This is a genomic window from Pontibacter mucosus (assembly GCF_003054055.1).
GTDB classification, from domain to species: domain Bacteria; phylum Bacteroidota; class Bacteroidia; order Cytophagales; family Hymenobacteraceae; genus Pontibacter; species Pontibacter mucosus.
Genome location: NZ_QBKI01000005.1, coordinates 135,172 through 151,286, shown reverse-complemented (window position 1 = coordinate 151,286; position 16,115 = coordinate 135,172). Strand labels below are relative to the sequence as shown.

The following is a 16,115-nucleotide window of genomic DNA, read 5'->3' as shown; positions in this document are numbered from 1 at the left end:
AAAAAATTCTGAAGAATTTTCCTCAAATGAAGGGCTGATGGATCAATGACTTAGCTTTTGAGGGGGGAGGGGAGATGAAATGTTTAGCTGGAATTTTGCCGGAGGGTATTGCGTTGTACGGAACGATGTAGTATGTTTGCAGTCTCTTAAGCAGTAAGAGATTTTTCCACGGAGAGGTGGGTGAGTGGCTTAAACCAGCAGTTTGCTAAACTGCCGTACTGGAAACGGTACCGGGGGTTCGAATCCCCCCCTCTCCGCAGCAGGATGACGATGAAAAAAAGTTGAAAAAAACTTTTGCTAGTCTGAAATCTTCCTTAGTTTTGCATCGCAATCAGATAACACGGTTCAAACACCGGAAAGTCCGAAAGCGAAACCATAGTTCGGGGTGTAGCGTAGCCCGGTATCGCGCCACATTTGGGATGTGGAGGTCGTAGGTTCGAATCCTGCCACCCCGACTAAAAAATTTCGGAAGAGATTCCGAAATTTTTTGTTTAAGGGTAGAGCATCTGCTCTCCTGACAAACGCTGGTCTCGTAGCTCAGCTGGATAGAGCAACTGCCTTCTAAGCAGTAGGTCTTTGGTTCGAATCCAAACGGGATCACGGTTTAAACATTACGAACCCTCTTTACGGCATGTAGAGAGGGTTTTTTTATGTCCTAGGACGTCAAATTCGGATAACTTCACTTTCATTCCCACAAAGCCCAACAGTCATTTAGGTTGCCTTTGAATTAAAGTTGGCACACTTTGCGTGTGATTTTTGGCACACTGTTATGCTCCTATACTAACGGTAACACATTATTTCCATTCTAAAGATTTATAGCCAAATAAACCCTTGGCAATAGGGGCAGAGGATGAAACAGCAAGCTCCTTTGTTCCTTCTAGTTGCCCGAACGCTAAGCGCTTCTCTGCTTGATACAACAGAAGCATAAACAAACGCCCTTGGGAACCGGATTACTCTCACTCAAAAAGAAAACGGCCAGAAGAGGCTTATATGCTGCATCACATACACCTCCGCTGGCCGTTTTGGTAGGCGTGGGTAAAGTATAAGTTTTACTTTTGGTGCCTCTTGCTGCTCAGGTACCTTCTTACAGGCACATCATACACCACCATCACGATATAGGCAAAGCCCACCAACAGAAGTGTTCCTACCGACACGATAAGAAACAGCTCGTTTGTTCCGGGCTTTTGGCTCGTGAAATAGTTGCCAAATATCCAGATAACGGCGTAGTGCGTCATGTAGAGGGGGTAGGAGATATTTCCGGAAAACACGCAGAGCTTTTTAACTCCTGGCGACAAGCTGGACCCGGCTCCCAATGCAACAAGTAGCGGGAAATAAAATAGGACAACCACCGCCTCTGTAGCCCAGTTCCATCCATCAAAATGGGGCATCACAAAGGCCAGCGAGAGCAGAACTGCCAGGCCGATGAACCCAAGGTTGTTTTTGATAATCCAGTTAGAACGGTAGATCAGCAGGCCAGCGGAGAAGGAGTAGGCGATACGCGCACCGCCGTCCAGGAAGTTCTCTCCTGCCCAGCCGCCCAAGAGGTTTCCTGCACGGTAGCTAACAAAACAAAGGGTAATCGCTGCCAGGGCTGTCAGCACAATTAAACTGCGGCGGGAGAGCCTGTAGAGGACAAGGGCATACACAATGTTAGCAACGTATTCCCAGAACAAGGACCACGAAGGGGCATTGAGGCCGAACAGGTTGAACGCACGCTCTTCCATCACCGGATAGGGAATGAGGAGGGCAGAGCAAAGGAAAACCAGGAAAAGCCCGCCTGCGGTATAAGCATCAGCAGGAGCGGCGAACGGATCGAAGAGGAAAGCCAGCAGGCCCAATACCGAACCAAGTATGACGAGCGGGTGCAGCCTTATCAGCCTTGATTTAAAGAATTCCTTAACGCCCATTTTACCGATGCGGTCGTCGTAGGCGTACCCGATAACAAACCCTGACAGGCAGAAAAAGAAGTCTACGGCCAGGAAGCCATGCCCGATGAAAATTTTGCCGGAGTCTGGCGGGTGAACCCACTCCATGAAATGGAAAATGACAACAGCCAGAGCCGCTACTCCTCTCAGTCCATCTAGGATAACAAAATGCTGTTTTGGTTTGAGAAGGCCCGAGTTAGCCTCCAGGTTTCCCGTGTTTACTTTAAGCTTATTCATCTATTTTGACAAGGGTGAAGTGCGATAGGTGACGAGCCGGTTAGGAGACTCCTTGCCATAGCATCTATCAGATAAGTCCGTAATATATTAAGTTAATCGCATTTAAACGCAGAAACCTAAGCGTAAAATGTGGTTGATGATTTTGGATAAAGCCTAAGTTGTTCGCCCTGCTTAGCTCAGGCAGCCTTTTGGAGGGCAGCACAAGCCCCTAAAATGGTGGTAAACTCGCTGCGTCTGCGCTTCCTTGAAAGAACCAAGTTCTGGCGTAATGCTCGTTCATCCCTCCAACGGCCATTATACTTATAGGTGATTTGTACCTAAGGCAGATGCAAGAGCATATAAGGCCTTGCCTGTGACTTATACTTGTGGCGATGCTGACAATTGCTGTAAGTCAAAGTGATGGATGTCATTTAATTAGGAAATACGCAGCCCTACCTTTGCCATTGAAATGAGACCTACGATAGCTGCCATATTGCTTCTGCTCTTAACCTTGCAGGTAACCTACAAGGGCATCGTGTTCTCGTCTTATTTCGCTAACAAAGCCTACATTGCCGCGGTGCTCTGCGAGAACAGGGACAGGCCTGAACTGGAATGTGAGGGCAAGTGCTATCTCAAAAACGAACTACAGAAGGCGGATGCGCCTGACAGCAACGCTTCAGGGCTCAGCCTGAAGCTGGAGATAAGCCCCTTTACAGCCCCAACGATCTTCTGGAGCCCGCTTCTCCCGGCTAATCCCGAAACTACCCTGTATTATACTTTTAGCAGCGGAGCCTACTATAGCGCCTACCTCTCCGACTGCTTTCACCCTCCACGGATATAAGCTGCCATTCCTGCGTCCCTCCGCAGCGCGACCTGACGTGCCGTTGCCACTAAATGGGACTCTACCTGCCCCCACAGAAACGTGGAAGCATACTTATGCGTGGCCCCCTTGCGCCCCGCCAGCTAAACCTATATCCAATTATTACCCTGCATCAGGGGACAAAGAAGTATAAGCATCATGAAAAAGTATAACTGGCTCACCTTGTGGGCCCTCGCACTGATAGCATTTTTCTCAACCGGCTGCGACTCTGAGGATGTTGCGCCCATGCCAACGATAAACTACCAGAAAATTGCCGAAGGCCAGACGGAAACGGCCGACATCAAAGTAGAAGTATACAGCACAGACAAACTTTATACCGGCTATAACCCGCTGCACATTGCCCTGTTCGATGCTGCCTCCGGCAAACGGATAGAACAGGCAAGTATAAAACTGCAACCCATGATGCACATGATGGACAAGCAGCATGCGGCTCCGGTAGAAAACCCGGCCACCGACCGTGCGGTGGATGGACTATTCAGTGGGGCAGTAGTTTTTACCATGCCCTCCGGCGAAATGGGGTCCTGGACATTGGTAGTAGAAGTAGAGGCCGATGGACGGAAAACCAAAGCGACAGTGCCTGTAACGGTCTTCGAGCCAGCCACCTCCCGCCTCAAATCTTTTGTATCGAAGACAGACGGGGCCAAGTACTTTGTGGCTTACCTGCAGCCGCAGCAGCCCAAAGTTGGCGTGAATGATCTGGAAGTGGCAGTATACCGGGTAAACAACATGATGGACTTCCCGGCAGAGAGCAAGCTGACACTGGAGCTCAATCCCGAAATGCCTGCTATGGGCCATGGCTCCCCCAACAATGTGAACCCGGTGCATCAGAGTGGCGGGCACTACATAGGCAAGGTAAACTTCACGATGACGGGCTTGTGGCACTTGCACCTGACACTAAAGGACGGCACTGAGGAAGCAGGCAAAGTATACTTCGAAGTCAATTTTTAGCAGGCCGGCAGCCGTGCTGAAGCAATAGCCATAAGTACGGCTGCCATCCAATAATCTTAACAGCGAAGGACATGAAAACGCCTATCCTGATTGGGACTTTTGCGTTGGCGGCACTGCCAGCCTGGGCCCAGTTACAACCCATACCTGCTGACTCTATCCGCACGATTCTACTGCAAGAGGTAGCCATATCAACCAAAAGGCACAACCACCAGCAACACCTGCAGGAGTTTTACACCGCCAACAAAGCGGCCACCACCGAGGAACTGCTATCGCGCATGCCGGAGGTATCTTTTATACGCCGGGGCAGCTATGGCATGGAGCCCACCATCCGGGCCTACAGTGCCAGCCAGGTAAGCGTAACGCTGGATGGCATGCGCATACAGGGCGCCTGTACCGATAAAATGGACCCCGCCACCATTTACATCGAGCCGCTTAACCTGCAAAGTATAGAAGTACAAACAGCCGGCGGCAGCGCGATGCAGGGCACAGCCATTGGTGGTAGCCTTAACATGAAGCTGGCAGAGGCAGAGCTGGCAGATGAACCCAAACTTTCGGGTGCTGTAAGTACAGGCTATCAGTCTGCGGCCAATGCGGTACTAGGCGGTTTGCGTTTGAACTATGCCACTCCAGTCTGGGGCCTGCGTGCCTCGGGCACGTACCGGAACGCCCAAAATTACCGCAACGGCAACGGTGACAAGGTGCTTTATTCACAGTACGAGAAGGCCAACATAGCCCTCAACGGCAAGTTTTTGCTGCAGGACGACCTGATACTGAAAGCTGATTTTATTGCGGATGACGGCTGGAACATTGGTTTTCCGGCCCTGCCGATGGATGTGGGAACGGCCAAGGCGCGCATAGGATCGCTTAGTCTGGTGCGGGAAAATGAGGAAAGGCGCTGGACCCGGCTGGAGGCTCGTCTTTATGCCAACCGCATCGCCCACTCCATGGACGACAGTGCCCGACCGGATCTGCCGGTGCGGATGGATATGCCCGGGTTGAGCCGAACCAGCGGCCTCTATGTGGAGGGCACCACCGCTCCGGGAGCCAACCAGCAGCTAAGTGTGCGTGCCGACGCTTCAGCTTCATACCTGGAGGCCTCCATGACGATGTACCAGGAAGGACAGGCCCCTATGTTCATGCTCACCTGGCCCAACAACCGGCAGCTGCAGTCGGGGGTGGCGGCACAGTATAGCTGGCAGGTAAACGCCAAAACCCAGCTGCAGCTCAACAGCCGCCTGAATGTGTCCGACTTCTCGGTTACCAGCCGCGAGGGCCGCGACCAGATGGCCGTGTTTGGTTCTACCGGCACCGAGCGCCAGTTCGTGATTCCGGCTGCCACGGTGCAGCTAAGCCGCATGGTATACAAAAAACTTAAAGCATCTATTTCCGGGGGGATAAACGGGCGTACACCAACTGCCAGCGAGCTCTACGGCTTCTACCTCTTCAGTCAGTTTGATGGCTACGACTATGTGGGCAACCCGGATCTGAAGCCGGAGCGAGGCATGCAGGGAGAGTTTACCTTGTCCTGGCAGGAGCCGAAGGTGCGGGTGCAGGCTACAGCCTACGCCTCTAAGGTGGAGAACTACATTGTGGGTGCCTACAAGCCCGAGCTAAGCGCTATGACCATGGGCGCACGCGGCGTGAAAGTATACTATAATGCCCCTTATGCGCTCCTGATGGGGGCCGAGGCCAGTGCCGTGTACAACATCAACGGGTATACCCAATTGGTAAGCACGCTAAAGTATAGCTACGGAAGGGACGCCGCCGGTGAGCCGCTGCCCATGATTGCCCCGCTCCGCCACGTAAGCTCGCTCCGTAAGTACTTCGGGGATAACCTTTGGGTGCAGGGGGAAACGGAAATAGCTGCCGCCCAGCACCGTAACAGCGAAAGTTTCGGGGAGCAGCCGACCGAACCCTTCATGCTCTGGCACCTGCGCGCTGGTTACCAGAAAGAGACCGCCAGGAAAGTATGGCAGCTCAACGCAGGCGTGGAAAACATCTTCAACGTCAATTACCGCGAGCACCTCGACTGGGGGCAGATTACCCGCCCGGGACGAAATATGTTTGTGCAGCTAAGTATGGGATTCTAGTACAGACGTGCTCAAGTATAAACAGTAGGGAGGCTCTGGAAGGCGTCTCCCTTTTTCTATTTGGTGAGATAGGAATAGTTGTCCCGCCAGTTCGAGGCGGAGCGAGGCAGTGTAAAGCGCTGCTATACTATAAGATCTACTTTCCGAGGATGACAAATGCTCTTTCGGATTTGCAATCCGAAAGTATAGGAACCGCGGATTTGCAATCCGCAGCGGCAACGGCTAGGGCTTTTGGTAGGCAAGCTGATTATAAATCCTCATAGTATGTGGTTCCGGAGTGCAAATCCGGAACAGCAGAGATAATTCATACAACGGCCAGAGGCCACTCCTATACTCAGCACGAGCGAGGACGCTCGCGCTATAAGGCTGGCAGAAAACCCATCACGCGCAGATCAAGCTATACTTTAATCCATACTTTCGGAAGATGATTTAACAAATTGCGTGTTCGTTAACACAAAGTTGATTTAATATTTGCATTGCTTAATACATTTTCTGTATTTGATAGCTGTAAAGGCATGTATAAATGGCTAAAGATGCGTGTTCGGAAAGCATCGCGGCTGCAGTTTTATACTTGCTATACTTCTACAGGGGCTGCAATCACACCGGTTTATGAACCAAGGGAACGCCCCTCATACTTAGATATAGTTTATATGACTACAGCTTACAGAGTCTCCTTTGCCTTTTGGATTTGCCTGGCAGTGCTGCTCAGCTCCTGCGCCAGCAAAAGTATAACCGCAGGAACTTCAGACACCGCAACCAACAGCAGCGCCGTTTACACCATCCCGCTCGGGGGCAACACCTACCTCACCTCCGGTACAGGTTCCGGGGACAAGGTAACGACGGATGGGATTACGAGCTGGAGCAGTCCGCAAAGTATCTTCTCTACATACTTTAAAACCGAGAAAGCAGGCAGGGTTCAGCTGCAACTGGCCTTCAGCGGGCAGCAGGCAGCAGGCACCATCAAAGTAAGTATAGACGGGCAGAGCCGGGAGCTAAAGGTAAAGCCGGGAGACCAGTTAGTGGATGCCGGAAAGTATAACCTGAAGGCACCAGGCTATGTGCAGGTGGACGTGCAGGGGCTGCAGAAGCGTGGCGAAAACTACGGAGCGGTCAAAGAGCTGATCGTGAAAGCGGATCAGGAGCTTGGGCTGTCTTTTGTGAAGGATAACGAGGCCAGCAGGTTCTACTGGGGCAGGAGAGGACCGTCGGTGCACCTTTCCTATACGTTGCCGGCAGAGAAAAACTTTAAGTGGTTCTACAGTGAGCTGGAAGTGCAGGAGGGCGACGATCCAATCGGGTCCTACTTTATGGCCAATGGCTTTGGGGAAGGATACTTCGGCATACAGGTTAATTCGCCTTCGGAGCGACGGGTGCTGTTCTCTGTCTGGAGCCCGTTTGTAACCGACAACCCGGAGGAAATACCTGAGGAGGAGAAGATAAAACTACTCAAAAAAGGAGAGGGCGTGTATACCGGGGAGTTCGGCAACGAGGGTTCTGGCGGGCAGAGCTACTTTAAGTATAACTGGAAAGCCGGCAACACTTACCGCTTCCTCAACTCCGTGGAGCCCGACGGCAAAGGCAATACCATCTATACCGCATACTTTTACGCGCCCGAGGAGGGCAAATGGAAGCTGATTGCCAGCTTCTTAAGGCCCAAAACCGACACCTGGTACAAGAGGCCGCACTCGTTTCTGGAGAATTTCCAGGATACGCGGGGCCACATCAGCCGCCGCGGGCTGTATAAAAACCAGTGGGCCAGGGATGTGGACGGAAACTGGGTGGAACTGACCGAGGCCCGTTTCACCGGTGACGACATTGCCAGAAGAGCCTACCGCCTGGATTACAGTGGCGGCCGGGAGGGGGCGCAGTTCTTCCTCCGAAACGGCGGCTTTTTCGACGAGACGGTGGCCATCGGCACAATTTTCAGCAGACCCACCTCGGGAACATCACCTGTTGTAGATTTCGACAGCCTGCCCTAATCTGACCGGGCGCTGGCAAAGTATAATTCTGCCTAAAGAAAAAAGAGGCCGGCTGTGTCAACAGCCGGCCTCTTTCAGTTCCTATAAGCTACCGCTCAGGCGGGCAGCTTTCCAGCAGTTCTTGCACCTCCGTCAAAGTATAACGCGGGTTGTCGTTGCCGAAGTTGGTCTGGATGTAGTTGAGCAGATTGGTAATATGGTCTGCTCGCAGGTCAACGCCCGGCATCTCCTTGTTGTACTCCACGCCATTCACGATAATGGAGCCATCCATGCCATGCCGGATGATGCAGGGCAAGGCGTCGCGGTGCGTTTGCAGGTAATCGGCGTTGGCCAGAGGCGGGATCAGGCCTTTCAGGCCGCTGCCGTCATCCATGTGGCAACTCTGGCAGTGCTGCTCGTACAGGCGCTTTCCCTCGTCCTTCTTCTTGGTAAAGCACTGGGTAAGGGTGGTCAGGGCGAAGCCTGCCATCGCCACCATCACCAGCTTATTTTGTCTCATGTTCCTTCTGGCTTAGTAGCAGCGGGATGTCTTTTATCAGCCTGTCCACATCTTCTTCCAGGGTGCCGTTGTAATGGCCCCTGATGCGGCGCTGCTGGTCAATCAGATAAAAGTCGCCGGAGTGGGAGAAGCCGCCCTCAGCGCCTTCATCCACTCGGGCTGCTGCCAGGTACTGCTCAGCAATTTTGTAGATGCTGTCCATATCACCTGTAAGCATGTGCCACTTGGACGTTTCAATTCCCAACCTGTCGGCATAGTCCTTCAGCACGGCCACCGTGTCGTGTTCCGGGTCGATGGAGTGGGAGAGCAGCACCACGTTCGGGTTATCCTTGTAGGCCTCGTACACGCGCAGCATCTGCGATTTCATTTTGGGGCAGATAGTGGGGCAGCTCGTGAAGAAGAAATCCGACACGTATACTTTGCCTGCCACCGTCTCCTGCGTTACCAGCTGGCTGTCCTGGTCCACGAACGCGAAATCGGGGATGTGGTGGTAGATGGTGTCTATCACCGTTTCGCCGTTCACCACGCGTTCCACCGGCTCACGCTCGCCATAAATGGGAAGAGTTTTAGACTTGCTGCCGGAGTCGCAGCCATAGAAGGCGGTGGATGCCAGGGCGAGGAATCCAGCCGCCAGCCCGGTTTTCAGGCTTATGTTATTTCTCTTGCTCATACTTCTTTGCGGTTTCCTGGGCAGCGGAAATCGTGCTGTCCATGATCGTCTGTACTCGTTCTATCTTCTTCAATTCGGTTTGCAGATACTGCATGGCCTGCTCATGTTGCAGGGTATCCGGGGAGCTATACGCGCGCATCCACTGCCGCATGGCCTCATCTGCCTGCTCCAGGCCACTGATCTCCTGCTCCAGCACACGCAGCGAGGCCGTGTCTGCCTGCTGCGCCTGCAGGGTGTCGCGCACGGAGCGCAGCGAGCGCCGCAGCTTCAGGATTTCCCCCATGCGGGCCATGGCCTCGTCGTGGATGTGCAGCACCTTTGCCTCCAGCTCTGTTTTCTCCGTTTCCGGGGAGGAGCCTCCCTGGCAGGCCGAGAACAGCACCAGGGGCAGGGCAAGCAGTATCAAATATTTCTTCATGGTAAACTTATCTTTCAACGTATGGCCATTGCCATATGTCCTTAAAATGATTTGAAAGGGGAAAAGTTTGCTGCTCATAGGCTTTTTCCAACGTATGGAACAGGCACGGCACTGCGGCTGAAGGGGAGCGGAAGGTAAAACCAGGCTGATGCCGGGCTCAGGCACAGCGGCCGGCGTGGCAGGCACTGCACGGCCTGTGCAAAATCACGGAACATAGTCAGCAGGTATACTACCGTAAAGCTGAGGCTTATAACATAGCTACGCCACATACTACAAAGGTAGGGGCAAAGGCCGGCAACTGCAAGCATAAAAAATGCCCGGCCATAACCGGGCATAAGTGGTTACAAAGTATAAATGAGCCTGGGGAAGTATAAAAAGCCTAGGCTGGTACGGTGATCTCGGAGTGCAGCGCCTGCGAAACCTGGCGGTACTGGCCCTCGGAGATGTGGTCGCGCAGGAAGCTCATCACGTCGTGGTAGGCATAATAGGCATGGTCCAGCGTCGGGAAATCAGCCTGGTCGGCACCGGAGTCCTTGCTACGGATATACTCCAGCCACTCATCTTCGTGGCGGATGCGCACCGGATCGTGCAGCGAGAAACCATCGAAGTAGATGCCCTTCCAGATAATGGGGAGCTGCGCCCCCAGGTGAATGGCCTCACCAGGCTGTATGCGGTCGCGGATGGCGTGCAGCACGGACCGGAAAATTCGGGCCGCCTTCATCTCGTCATCAATACCCAGGTAAGTACACAGCTCGTGCAGCCATGTCTTACTTTCCTTTACATAATTCTCAAAATTCATCGCCATAGTTTGTCTTCAGTTTTAGATAGAACATACACTCTTTGTAAAGAACGAAGACATCATGGAAGAGTTTAGGTAACAGAGTGTTACCACTTTTTAAACACGAAGAAGACTGCGGCAAGTATAAGTATAAAACCCACGATGTAGTTCCACTTCACCTCCTCGCGCAGGTACAGCACCGAGAAGGCGATGAACACCACCAGCGTGATCACCTCCTGTATGGTTTTAAGCTGAAAAGCCGTGAACTGCCCGTGCCCGATGCGGTTGGCCGGCACCTGAAAGCAGTATTCGAAGAAGGCGATGAGCCAGCTTATCATGATCACTTTCCAGAGGGCGGTTTCCTTAAAGCGCAGGTGGCCGTACCAGGCAAAAGTCATGAAGATGTTGGAGATGAGTAGCAGCAGGACCGTTTTCATACTTCTTTTTCTTGCAAATCTGTGCATTTTACCCTTTTCAAAGTATAGGTTTTAAAAAAATATTTGGCCGGAACACAGGCTATAGTTCCGGTACGGCACACTTTTCGTTAGCGGCATTCTATATATCCATCTACTATTATACAACACTATGAAAAAGATGAATGCCTGGGTATTGGCCGCGCTGTTAGGAGCAGCTACCCTGAGCGGCTGCCAGACCCGAACCGCCAACCCGGAAGAGGATTACCTGCAGGTAATCGGGGAGTATGAACAGCCCATGCCCGAAGCAGGCTACCGGCTGAGCCTGACCTACAACGGCCCCATGAACATGCGCCAGGAGTTTATCCACTGGGCCGATTCGCTGCGCGAGGAGGTGCCCAGCATGATGCTCACCAACGACAACACCTACTTCAACTACATGCCCGAGCAGATGGCAAAGGAAAAAATAAAGCCGTCCATGTTCCAGACCAGCATGACCTACAACATCGTGGTGCCGGACAGCGCCACCTACGGCCGCATCATCCAAAGCGTGCTGGATAATGGTTTCCCTTTCAACCTGAATGTGTCGGGCACTTTTGTGGAGCCTGCGGAAAAGCAGAAGCTGCAGCAGGAGCTGATGCAGAAAGCGCTGGACAACGCCAAAGCCAAGCTCAATTTCCTGAGCGGGGGAGAGGGCAAGTATGAGATTGTGGGCATCGAGGAGATGGACAACATGCAGCCGTATGGTCCGGAATACTATGAGTTTAACCGAAAGATGGCCTCGCGGGTGAAAGTGAGGGCCCGGCTGACCTCCAACTAAACGAGACTTGTGTTATTTTACTCCGCCTCTTGCCAGCGCAAGGGCGGAGTTGTTTTAGGGCTGGCCATAAGGCACCTCTCCAGTAGCTAAGCCCATGAAGATGTAAGCAGTAAGTATAAAAACAGTAGCTTACAGCAAAAGAAAGGGCGCTTTTTAAAGCACCTGCTATTTGTGTTTTTTGAGGGCAAAAAGAGGCTGATAAGGCACCTTTAAGGTAGGTAAATTGTTATATTTTAGTTGTTTATACTTTTCGAGCCCAGGTCGCACGACCATCGGGTGCGGCAGCGTGGTTTTAGCGCTTTAAAAGTATAGTTTAAAAGAAATAAAAGTGGTAATTTTACCTATTCAATCTACCCTGATACATACATGAGTGAAGTAGAAGAAAAATCATTAGCAAACGATTATTCAGCAAATAGCATCCAGGTACTGGAAGGGCTTGAGGCGGTTCGCAAGCGCCCGGCCATGTACATTGGCGACATTGGCATCAAAGGCCTGCACCACCTGGTGTGGGAAGTGGTGGACAACTCTATTGACGAGGCCCTGGCCGGTCACTGCGACGAGATCAACGTGACCATCAACCCCGGCAACTCTATCACGGTATCGGATAACGGCCGTGGCATCCCTACGGACTTCCACCAGAAGGAAGGCCGCTCGGCCCTGGAAGTGGTAATGACGGTGCTGCACGCCGGCGGTAAGTTCGACAAGGACACGTACAAAGTATCCGGCGGTCTGCACGGCGTGGGTGTATCCTGCGTGAACGCGCTCTCCAGCGACATGCACGTGACCGTACACCGCAAAGGCAAGGTCTTCGAGCAACACTATAACATCGGGGTACCGGCCTTTCCGGTGCGCGAGATTGGGGAGACCGACAAAACAGGTACCATCGTAACATTCCAGCCGGACGCTTCCATCTTCACGACCACCGAGTATAAGTATGACACTATTGCCAGCCGCCTGCGCGAACTGGCGTTCCTCAACAAGGGCATCCGCATTAACCTGCAGGACCTGCGTGAGCTGAATGAGCAGGGCGAGCCATTGAGCGACACGTTCTACTCTGAAGGCGGCCTGAAGGAGTTTGTGACCTACCTGGACGAGACGCGCGAGAACCTGATCCCGGAGCCGATTCACGTGGAAAGTGAGAAAAACGGTGTGCCGGTGGAGATTGCGCTGCAGTACAACACCTCCTATGCCGAGAACATCTTCTCGTATGTAAACAACATCAACACCATTGAGGGTGGTACGCACGTGGCCGGTTTCCGCCGCGCCCTTACCCGTACCCTGAAGTCCTATGCCGAGAAATCCGGCATGCTGGACAAGGTGAAGATAGACATCAACGGCGATGACTTCCGGGAGGGCTTAACGGCCGTTATCTCGGTGAAAGTACAGGAGCCGCAGTTTGAGGGGCAGACCAAAACCAAGCTGGGCAACTCAGAGGTTGCCGGCGCCGTGGACACTGCGGTGGGCGAGATGCTGAACCAGTACCTGGAGGAGAACCCGAAAGAGGCCCGCACCATCGTAAACAAGGTTATACTTGCCGCCCAGGCCCGCCATGCTGCCCGCAAGGCCCGCGAAATGGTGCAGCGCAAGAGTGTACTCTCCAGCACCAGCCTGCCAGGCAAACTGGCCGACTGCTCGGACAATAACCCGGAGAACTGCGAGATTTACCTGGTGGAAGGTGACTCAGCGGGCGGATCTGCCAAGCAGGGCCGCGACCGTAAGTTTCAGGCCATCCTGCCGCTGCGCGGTAAGATCCTGAACGTGGAGAAAGCCCAGGAGCACCGCATCTACGAGAACGAGGAGATCAAGAACATGATCACGGCCTTCGGGGTGAGCTTCGGTACTGCAGAGGACGACAAGGCGCTGAACCTGGAGAAACTGCGCTACCACAAGATCATCATCATGACGGACGCCGACGTGGACGGTTCGCACATCCGTACCCTTATCCTGACCTTCTTCTTCCGCTACATGAAGGAACTCCTTGAGAAAGGTTACATCTATATTGCACTGCCTCCGCTGTACCTGGTTAAGAAAGGCAAGGAAGAGCGCTACTGTTGGAGCGAGCAGGACCGTATGGATGCGATTGCCGAGCTTGGCAAGGGCAAGGATGAGAGCGTGAACGTGCAGCGCTACAAAGGTCTGGGAGAGATGAACCCGGAGCAGCTCTGGACCACCACCATGAACCCGGAGGTGAGAAGCCTGAAGCAGGTAACTATCGAATCTGCCGCAGAGGCCGATCACCTGTTCTCGATGCTGATGGGCGATGAGGTAGGCCCGCGCCGCGACTTTATCGAGCGCAATTCCAAATACGCCCGCGTAGACGTGTAAGGCTCAGGCTTTAGCAATAATCAAAAGCGGCGGCTATACTTTTAAAGTATGGCCGCCGCTTTTTTATTTAGTAAATGCTATATTGAGTAGGTGTTGTGCGTTTGTAACTAAGCACATAGTGCAGATAAGCGTAGGTTGTCTTATATACAGTAGTTGGCAGGTATAAATAATAAAGAATGAACCTCATAAACTTCATTATCGGGTTAGTTTTTATTTCTCATATAAATGGTTTTCTTCAAGTTGAAAAGCCAAAAGTGCAGGAAAAACTGAGCTTGACTGAATTATATGTAGTCGATTTAGAAGTAAAGGAGAAAAGCCAAGCTGGATTGTGTGACTGTTCAGTCGGAGAAAGGAGAAGTCAAAATGAATGCGAGCTGAGCGAAGTAGTAATTATAAAAGTGAAGTATCAGGCTGACTCATCAGTATTTGCAAGAAATGAAATACTGAATCATACTAAGCTTTTGATTAGAAATGACCTTAAGAGCGATTTAAAAGTTGGAGAAAATCATAATGTAGTCTTGACTCACACTTCATCAAAGGATTATCTACAACTAATAAGAATTCTGCCCGAGCTGCAAGAGAAGGAATATGAATTTGTAAGCGCTGGGCAATTGACAAGCTTGATAGAATGTAAAGGAAGGCAGCAGACCTTTAGAAAAAAATAACAACTGCCAACAAGGTTCATAGTTTAGGCTGCGGCTATGCCTTGCCCACACTATGCACGAGACGTTGTGGGAAATTTAAAGGACACAATTCTAAATAAAATGGACAATCAAACATTACTTCTCTTCTCAACTTTAGGAGTAATTGTATTCTCACTTACTGCAGGGTTCTTTTACCGGTATGCAGACGGGAAAGTCAATGTTCAGGAGGGTGATAAAAGAGAAAAATATCTGCAATGGCAGACGACTCATGGAGCTGGTTTAAAAAAAGCAATTAAAGCCGTATCCATCCTTTTTGTTGTTCTAATGTTACTTCAGGTGTTAAGTGTATTAAAGGGAGTATAAACCCGCCGCTTTCCGCCATCAGCTTACCACTAAAAGAAAAGCAGACCCCGCTAAAGTTTTGCAGTTGTTATACTTAGCAACCTTACTTCGAGCAACAATTCGAAGCTCCCCCCGCTATACTAGTATAATTTATACTTTAAAATTTTATAGTAACGATGAAGGAGGGAAAATCCGCTACCGACATGGTAGCCGAAGCAAAGCAGCAGGTGGAGAACCTTTCTCCCGACCAGGTAGAAGCAGAACTCGCCAAAGGGGATGCAACATTGATTGATATCCGGGAAAGTGAGGAACTAAAGCAGCACGGCAAAATCGCAGGCTCGGTGCACGCGCCGCGCGGCATGCTGGAGTTCTATGCCGATCCTGCGCAGCCTTACCACAAACCGGAATTTGATAAAAACAGCCGGCTGATTCTGCACTGCGCCTCCGGCGGCCGCTCCGCATTGGCCACAGCTACTTTAAACAAAATGGGCTACCGCAACGTGGCGCACCTCGATGGGGGCTTCAAAGCCTGGAGAGAATGCGGCAAAAGCGTAGAGCCGCACGAGGAGTAAACCTTTCTCATTGTAAAGTATGTGTAAAGCAAGCCTCGTTAATTTGGTGTTGACGCAGGCCATACATATCTTTGGGCCTATACTCCAGGTAGTTGGATGATGGTTCGTGCGGTTGGCAAGCTACCAGGAACATTGCTGCAAAGCTTAAAGCCTTATCCCGCTGCCCATGAAAACTGCTGTACACATTGCCAGAATCCTGCTGGGGCTAATCTTCCTGGTGTTTGGCCTGAACGGGTTTTATACGTTTATCCCGGTGCCGGAGTACCATCCCTTCATGGCCTTGCTGGTATCAAGCGGACTGATTTTCTTTGTAAAGGCCATTGAGGTTACCGCCGGATTGCTGCTTTTGCTCAACAGGTTTGTGCTGGCTGCCCTGGTGCTTTTAGGTCCGGTGGTGGTCAACATCGCGCTCTTCCATCTGCTCATTGATCACCGCAACTGGCCAATTGCCCTGGTCAACCTGCTGCTGTACGGCGTTCTGGTTGGCAACTATTGGGCGTATTTCAAAGTCTTCCTCAAGCCCAAAGTGGATCAGCTGTAAAGGGTTTTTATACTTGCCACAGGCATTTTCCAGCTCATACTTGCCTCCATTCCAT

16 protein-coding genes and 3 tRNA genes are annotated in these 16,115 nt (G+C 51.8%); 13 read left to right on the top strand and 6 right to left on the bottom strand.

Annotation, left to right across the window (positions count from 1 at the left end; translation table 11 throughout):
• Positions 1-170: 170 nt before the first annotated feature.
• The 3 genes from C8N40_RS11355 to C8N40_RS11345 all read left to right on the top strand — a co-directional run bounded on the left by C8N40_RS11355 (position 171) and on the right by C8N40_RS11345 (position 600).
• A tRNA-Ser gene (locus C8N40_RS11355) sits at positions 171-257 on the top strand.
• Positions 258-381: 124 nt separating this feature from the next.
• Positions 382-455 (top strand) — tRNA-Pro (locus C8N40_RS11350).
• A 71-nt stretch (positions 456-526) separates the two neighbouring features.
• Positions 527-600, top strand: a tRNA-Arg gene (locus tag C8N40_RS11345).
• A 449-nt stretch (positions 601-1,049) separates the two neighbouring features.
• Here the strand turns inward: C8N40_RS11345 and C8N40_RS11340 are convergent.
• Positions 1,050-2,162: an acyltransferase family protein gene (locus C8N40_RS11340; RefSeq protein ID WP_108211886.1), complete on the bottom strand. Its 1,113-nt coding sequence runs from the start codon at positions 2,160-2,162 to the stop codon at positions 1,050-1,052.
• Between the two features lie 448 nt (positions 2,163-2,610).
• On the opposite strand from C8N40_RS11340, the gene C8N40_RS11335 reads away from it, so the two are divergent.
• From C8N40_RS11335 to C8N40_RS11320, 4 genes are all read left to right on the top strand, one after another.
• Complete coding sequence (locus C8N40_RS11335; protein ID WP_146173554.1) at positions 2,611-2,982, top strand: hypothetical protein; 372 nt, start codon at positions 2,611-2,613, stop codon at positions 2,980-2,982.
• Between the two features lie 177 nt (positions 2,983-3,159).
• Positions 3,160-3,969, top strand: a complete 810-nt coding sequence (locus tag C8N40_RS11330; RefSeq protein ID WP_108211884.1) for a FixH family protein — start codon at positions 3,160-3,162, stop codon at positions 3,967-3,969.
• 71 nt (positions 3,970-4,040) lie between these two features.
• Positions 4,041-6,059: a TonB-dependent receptor gene (locus C8N40_RS11325; RefSeq protein WP_108211883.1), complete on the top strand. Its 2,019-nt coding sequence runs from the start codon at positions 4,041-4,043 to the stop codon at positions 6,057-6,059.
• A gap of 650 nt (positions 6,060-6,709) precedes the next feature.
• Positions 6,710-8,038, top strand: coding sequence for a DUF3472 domain-containing protein (locus C8N40_RS11320; protein ID WP_108211882.1), 1,329 nt, complete (start codon positions 6,710-6,712; stop codon positions 8,036-8,038).
• Positions 8,039-8,126: 88 nt separating this feature from the next.
• On the opposite strand, the gene C8N40_RS11315 is transcribed toward C8N40_RS11320, so the two are convergent.
• The 5 genes from C8N40_RS11315 to C8N40_RS11290 form a co-directional block, all read right to left on the bottom strand.
• Positions 8,127-8,537: a c-type cytochrome gene (locus tag C8N40_RS11315; protein ID WP_108211881.1), complete on the bottom strand. Its 411-nt coding sequence runs from the start codon at positions 8,535-8,537 to the stop codon at positions 8,127-8,129.
• Positions 8,524-9,207 (bottom strand): SCO family protein, encoded by a 684-nt coding sequence (locus tag C8N40_RS11310; RefSeq protein WP_108211880.1) that lies wholly within the window; start codon positions 9,205-9,207, stop codon positions 8,524-8,526. The genes C8N40_RS11315 and C8N40_RS11310 overlap by 14 nt, the downstream gene beginning before the upstream one ends.
• Positions 9,191-9,625 (bottom strand): hypothetical protein, encoded by a 435-nt coding sequence (locus C8N40_RS11305; RefSeq protein WP_108212069.1) that lies wholly within the window; start codon positions 9,623-9,625, stop codon positions 9,191-9,193. The genes C8N40_RS11310 and C8N40_RS11305 overlap by 17 nt, the downstream gene beginning before the upstream one ends.
• A 379-nt stretch (positions 9,626-10,004) precedes the next feature.
• Entirely contained in the window at positions 10,005-10,430 is a 426-nt protein-coding gene (locus C8N40_RS11295; RefSeq protein ID WP_245905085.1) for a DUF2267 domain-containing protein, read from the bottom strand.
• 80 nt (positions 10,431-10,510) lie between these two features.
• Entirely contained in the window at positions 10,511-10,840 is a 330-nt protein-coding gene (locus C8N40_RS11290; RefSeq protein WP_092099370.1) for a DMT family protein, read from the bottom strand.
• A 148-nt stretch (positions 10,841-10,988) separates the two neighbouring features.
• On the opposite strand from C8N40_RS11290, the gene C8N40_RS11285 reads away from it, so the two are divergent.
• The 6 genes from C8N40_RS11285 (at position 10,989) to C8N40_RS11260 (ending at position 16,060) form a co-directional block, all read left to right on the top strand.
• Positions 10,989-11,636 carry an SIMPL domain-containing protein gene (locus tag C8N40_RS11285; RefSeq protein ID WP_108211877.1) on the top strand — a complete coding sequence of 216 codons (648 nt, stop codon included), beginning with the start codon at positions 10,989-10,991 and terminating at the stop codon, positions 11,634-11,636.
• A gap of 366 nt (positions 11,637-12,002) precedes the next feature.
• The gene (gyrB, locus tag C8N40_RS11280) at positions 12,003-13,961 is read left to right on the top strand and encodes a DNA topoisomerase (ATP-hydrolyzing) subunit B (RefSeq protein WP_108211876.1); all 1,959 of its coding nucleotides are present in this window, start codon (positions 12,003-12,005) and stop codon (positions 13,959-13,961) included.
• Positions 13,962-14,137: 176 nt separating this feature from the next.
• Positions 14,138-14,626, top strand: coding sequence for a hypothetical protein (locus tag C8N40_RS11275; protein ID WP_108211875.1), 489 nt, complete (start codon positions 14,138-14,140; stop codon positions 14,624-14,626).
• 99 nt (positions 14,627-14,725) lie between these two features.
• Positions 14,726-14,968 carry a hypothetical protein gene (locus C8N40_RS11270; RefSeq protein ID WP_146173553.1) on the top strand — a complete coding sequence of 81 codons (243 nt, stop codon included), beginning with the start codon at positions 14,726-14,728 and terminating at the stop codon, positions 14,966-14,968.
• 155 nt (positions 14,969-15,123) lie between these two features.
• Positions 15,124-15,519, top strand: coding sequence for a rhodanese-like domain-containing protein (locus tag C8N40_RS11265; protein WP_108211873.1), 396 nt, complete (start codon positions 15,124-15,126; stop codon positions 15,517-15,519).
• 166 nt (positions 15,520-15,685) lie between these two features.
• The gene (locus tag C8N40_RS11260; protein ID WP_108211872.1) at positions 15,686-16,060 is read left to right on the top strand and encodes a hypothetical protein; all 375 of its coding nucleotides are present in this window, start codon (positions 15,686-15,688) and stop codon (positions 16,058-16,060) included.
• Positions 16,061-16,115 lie beyond the last annotated feature (55 nt).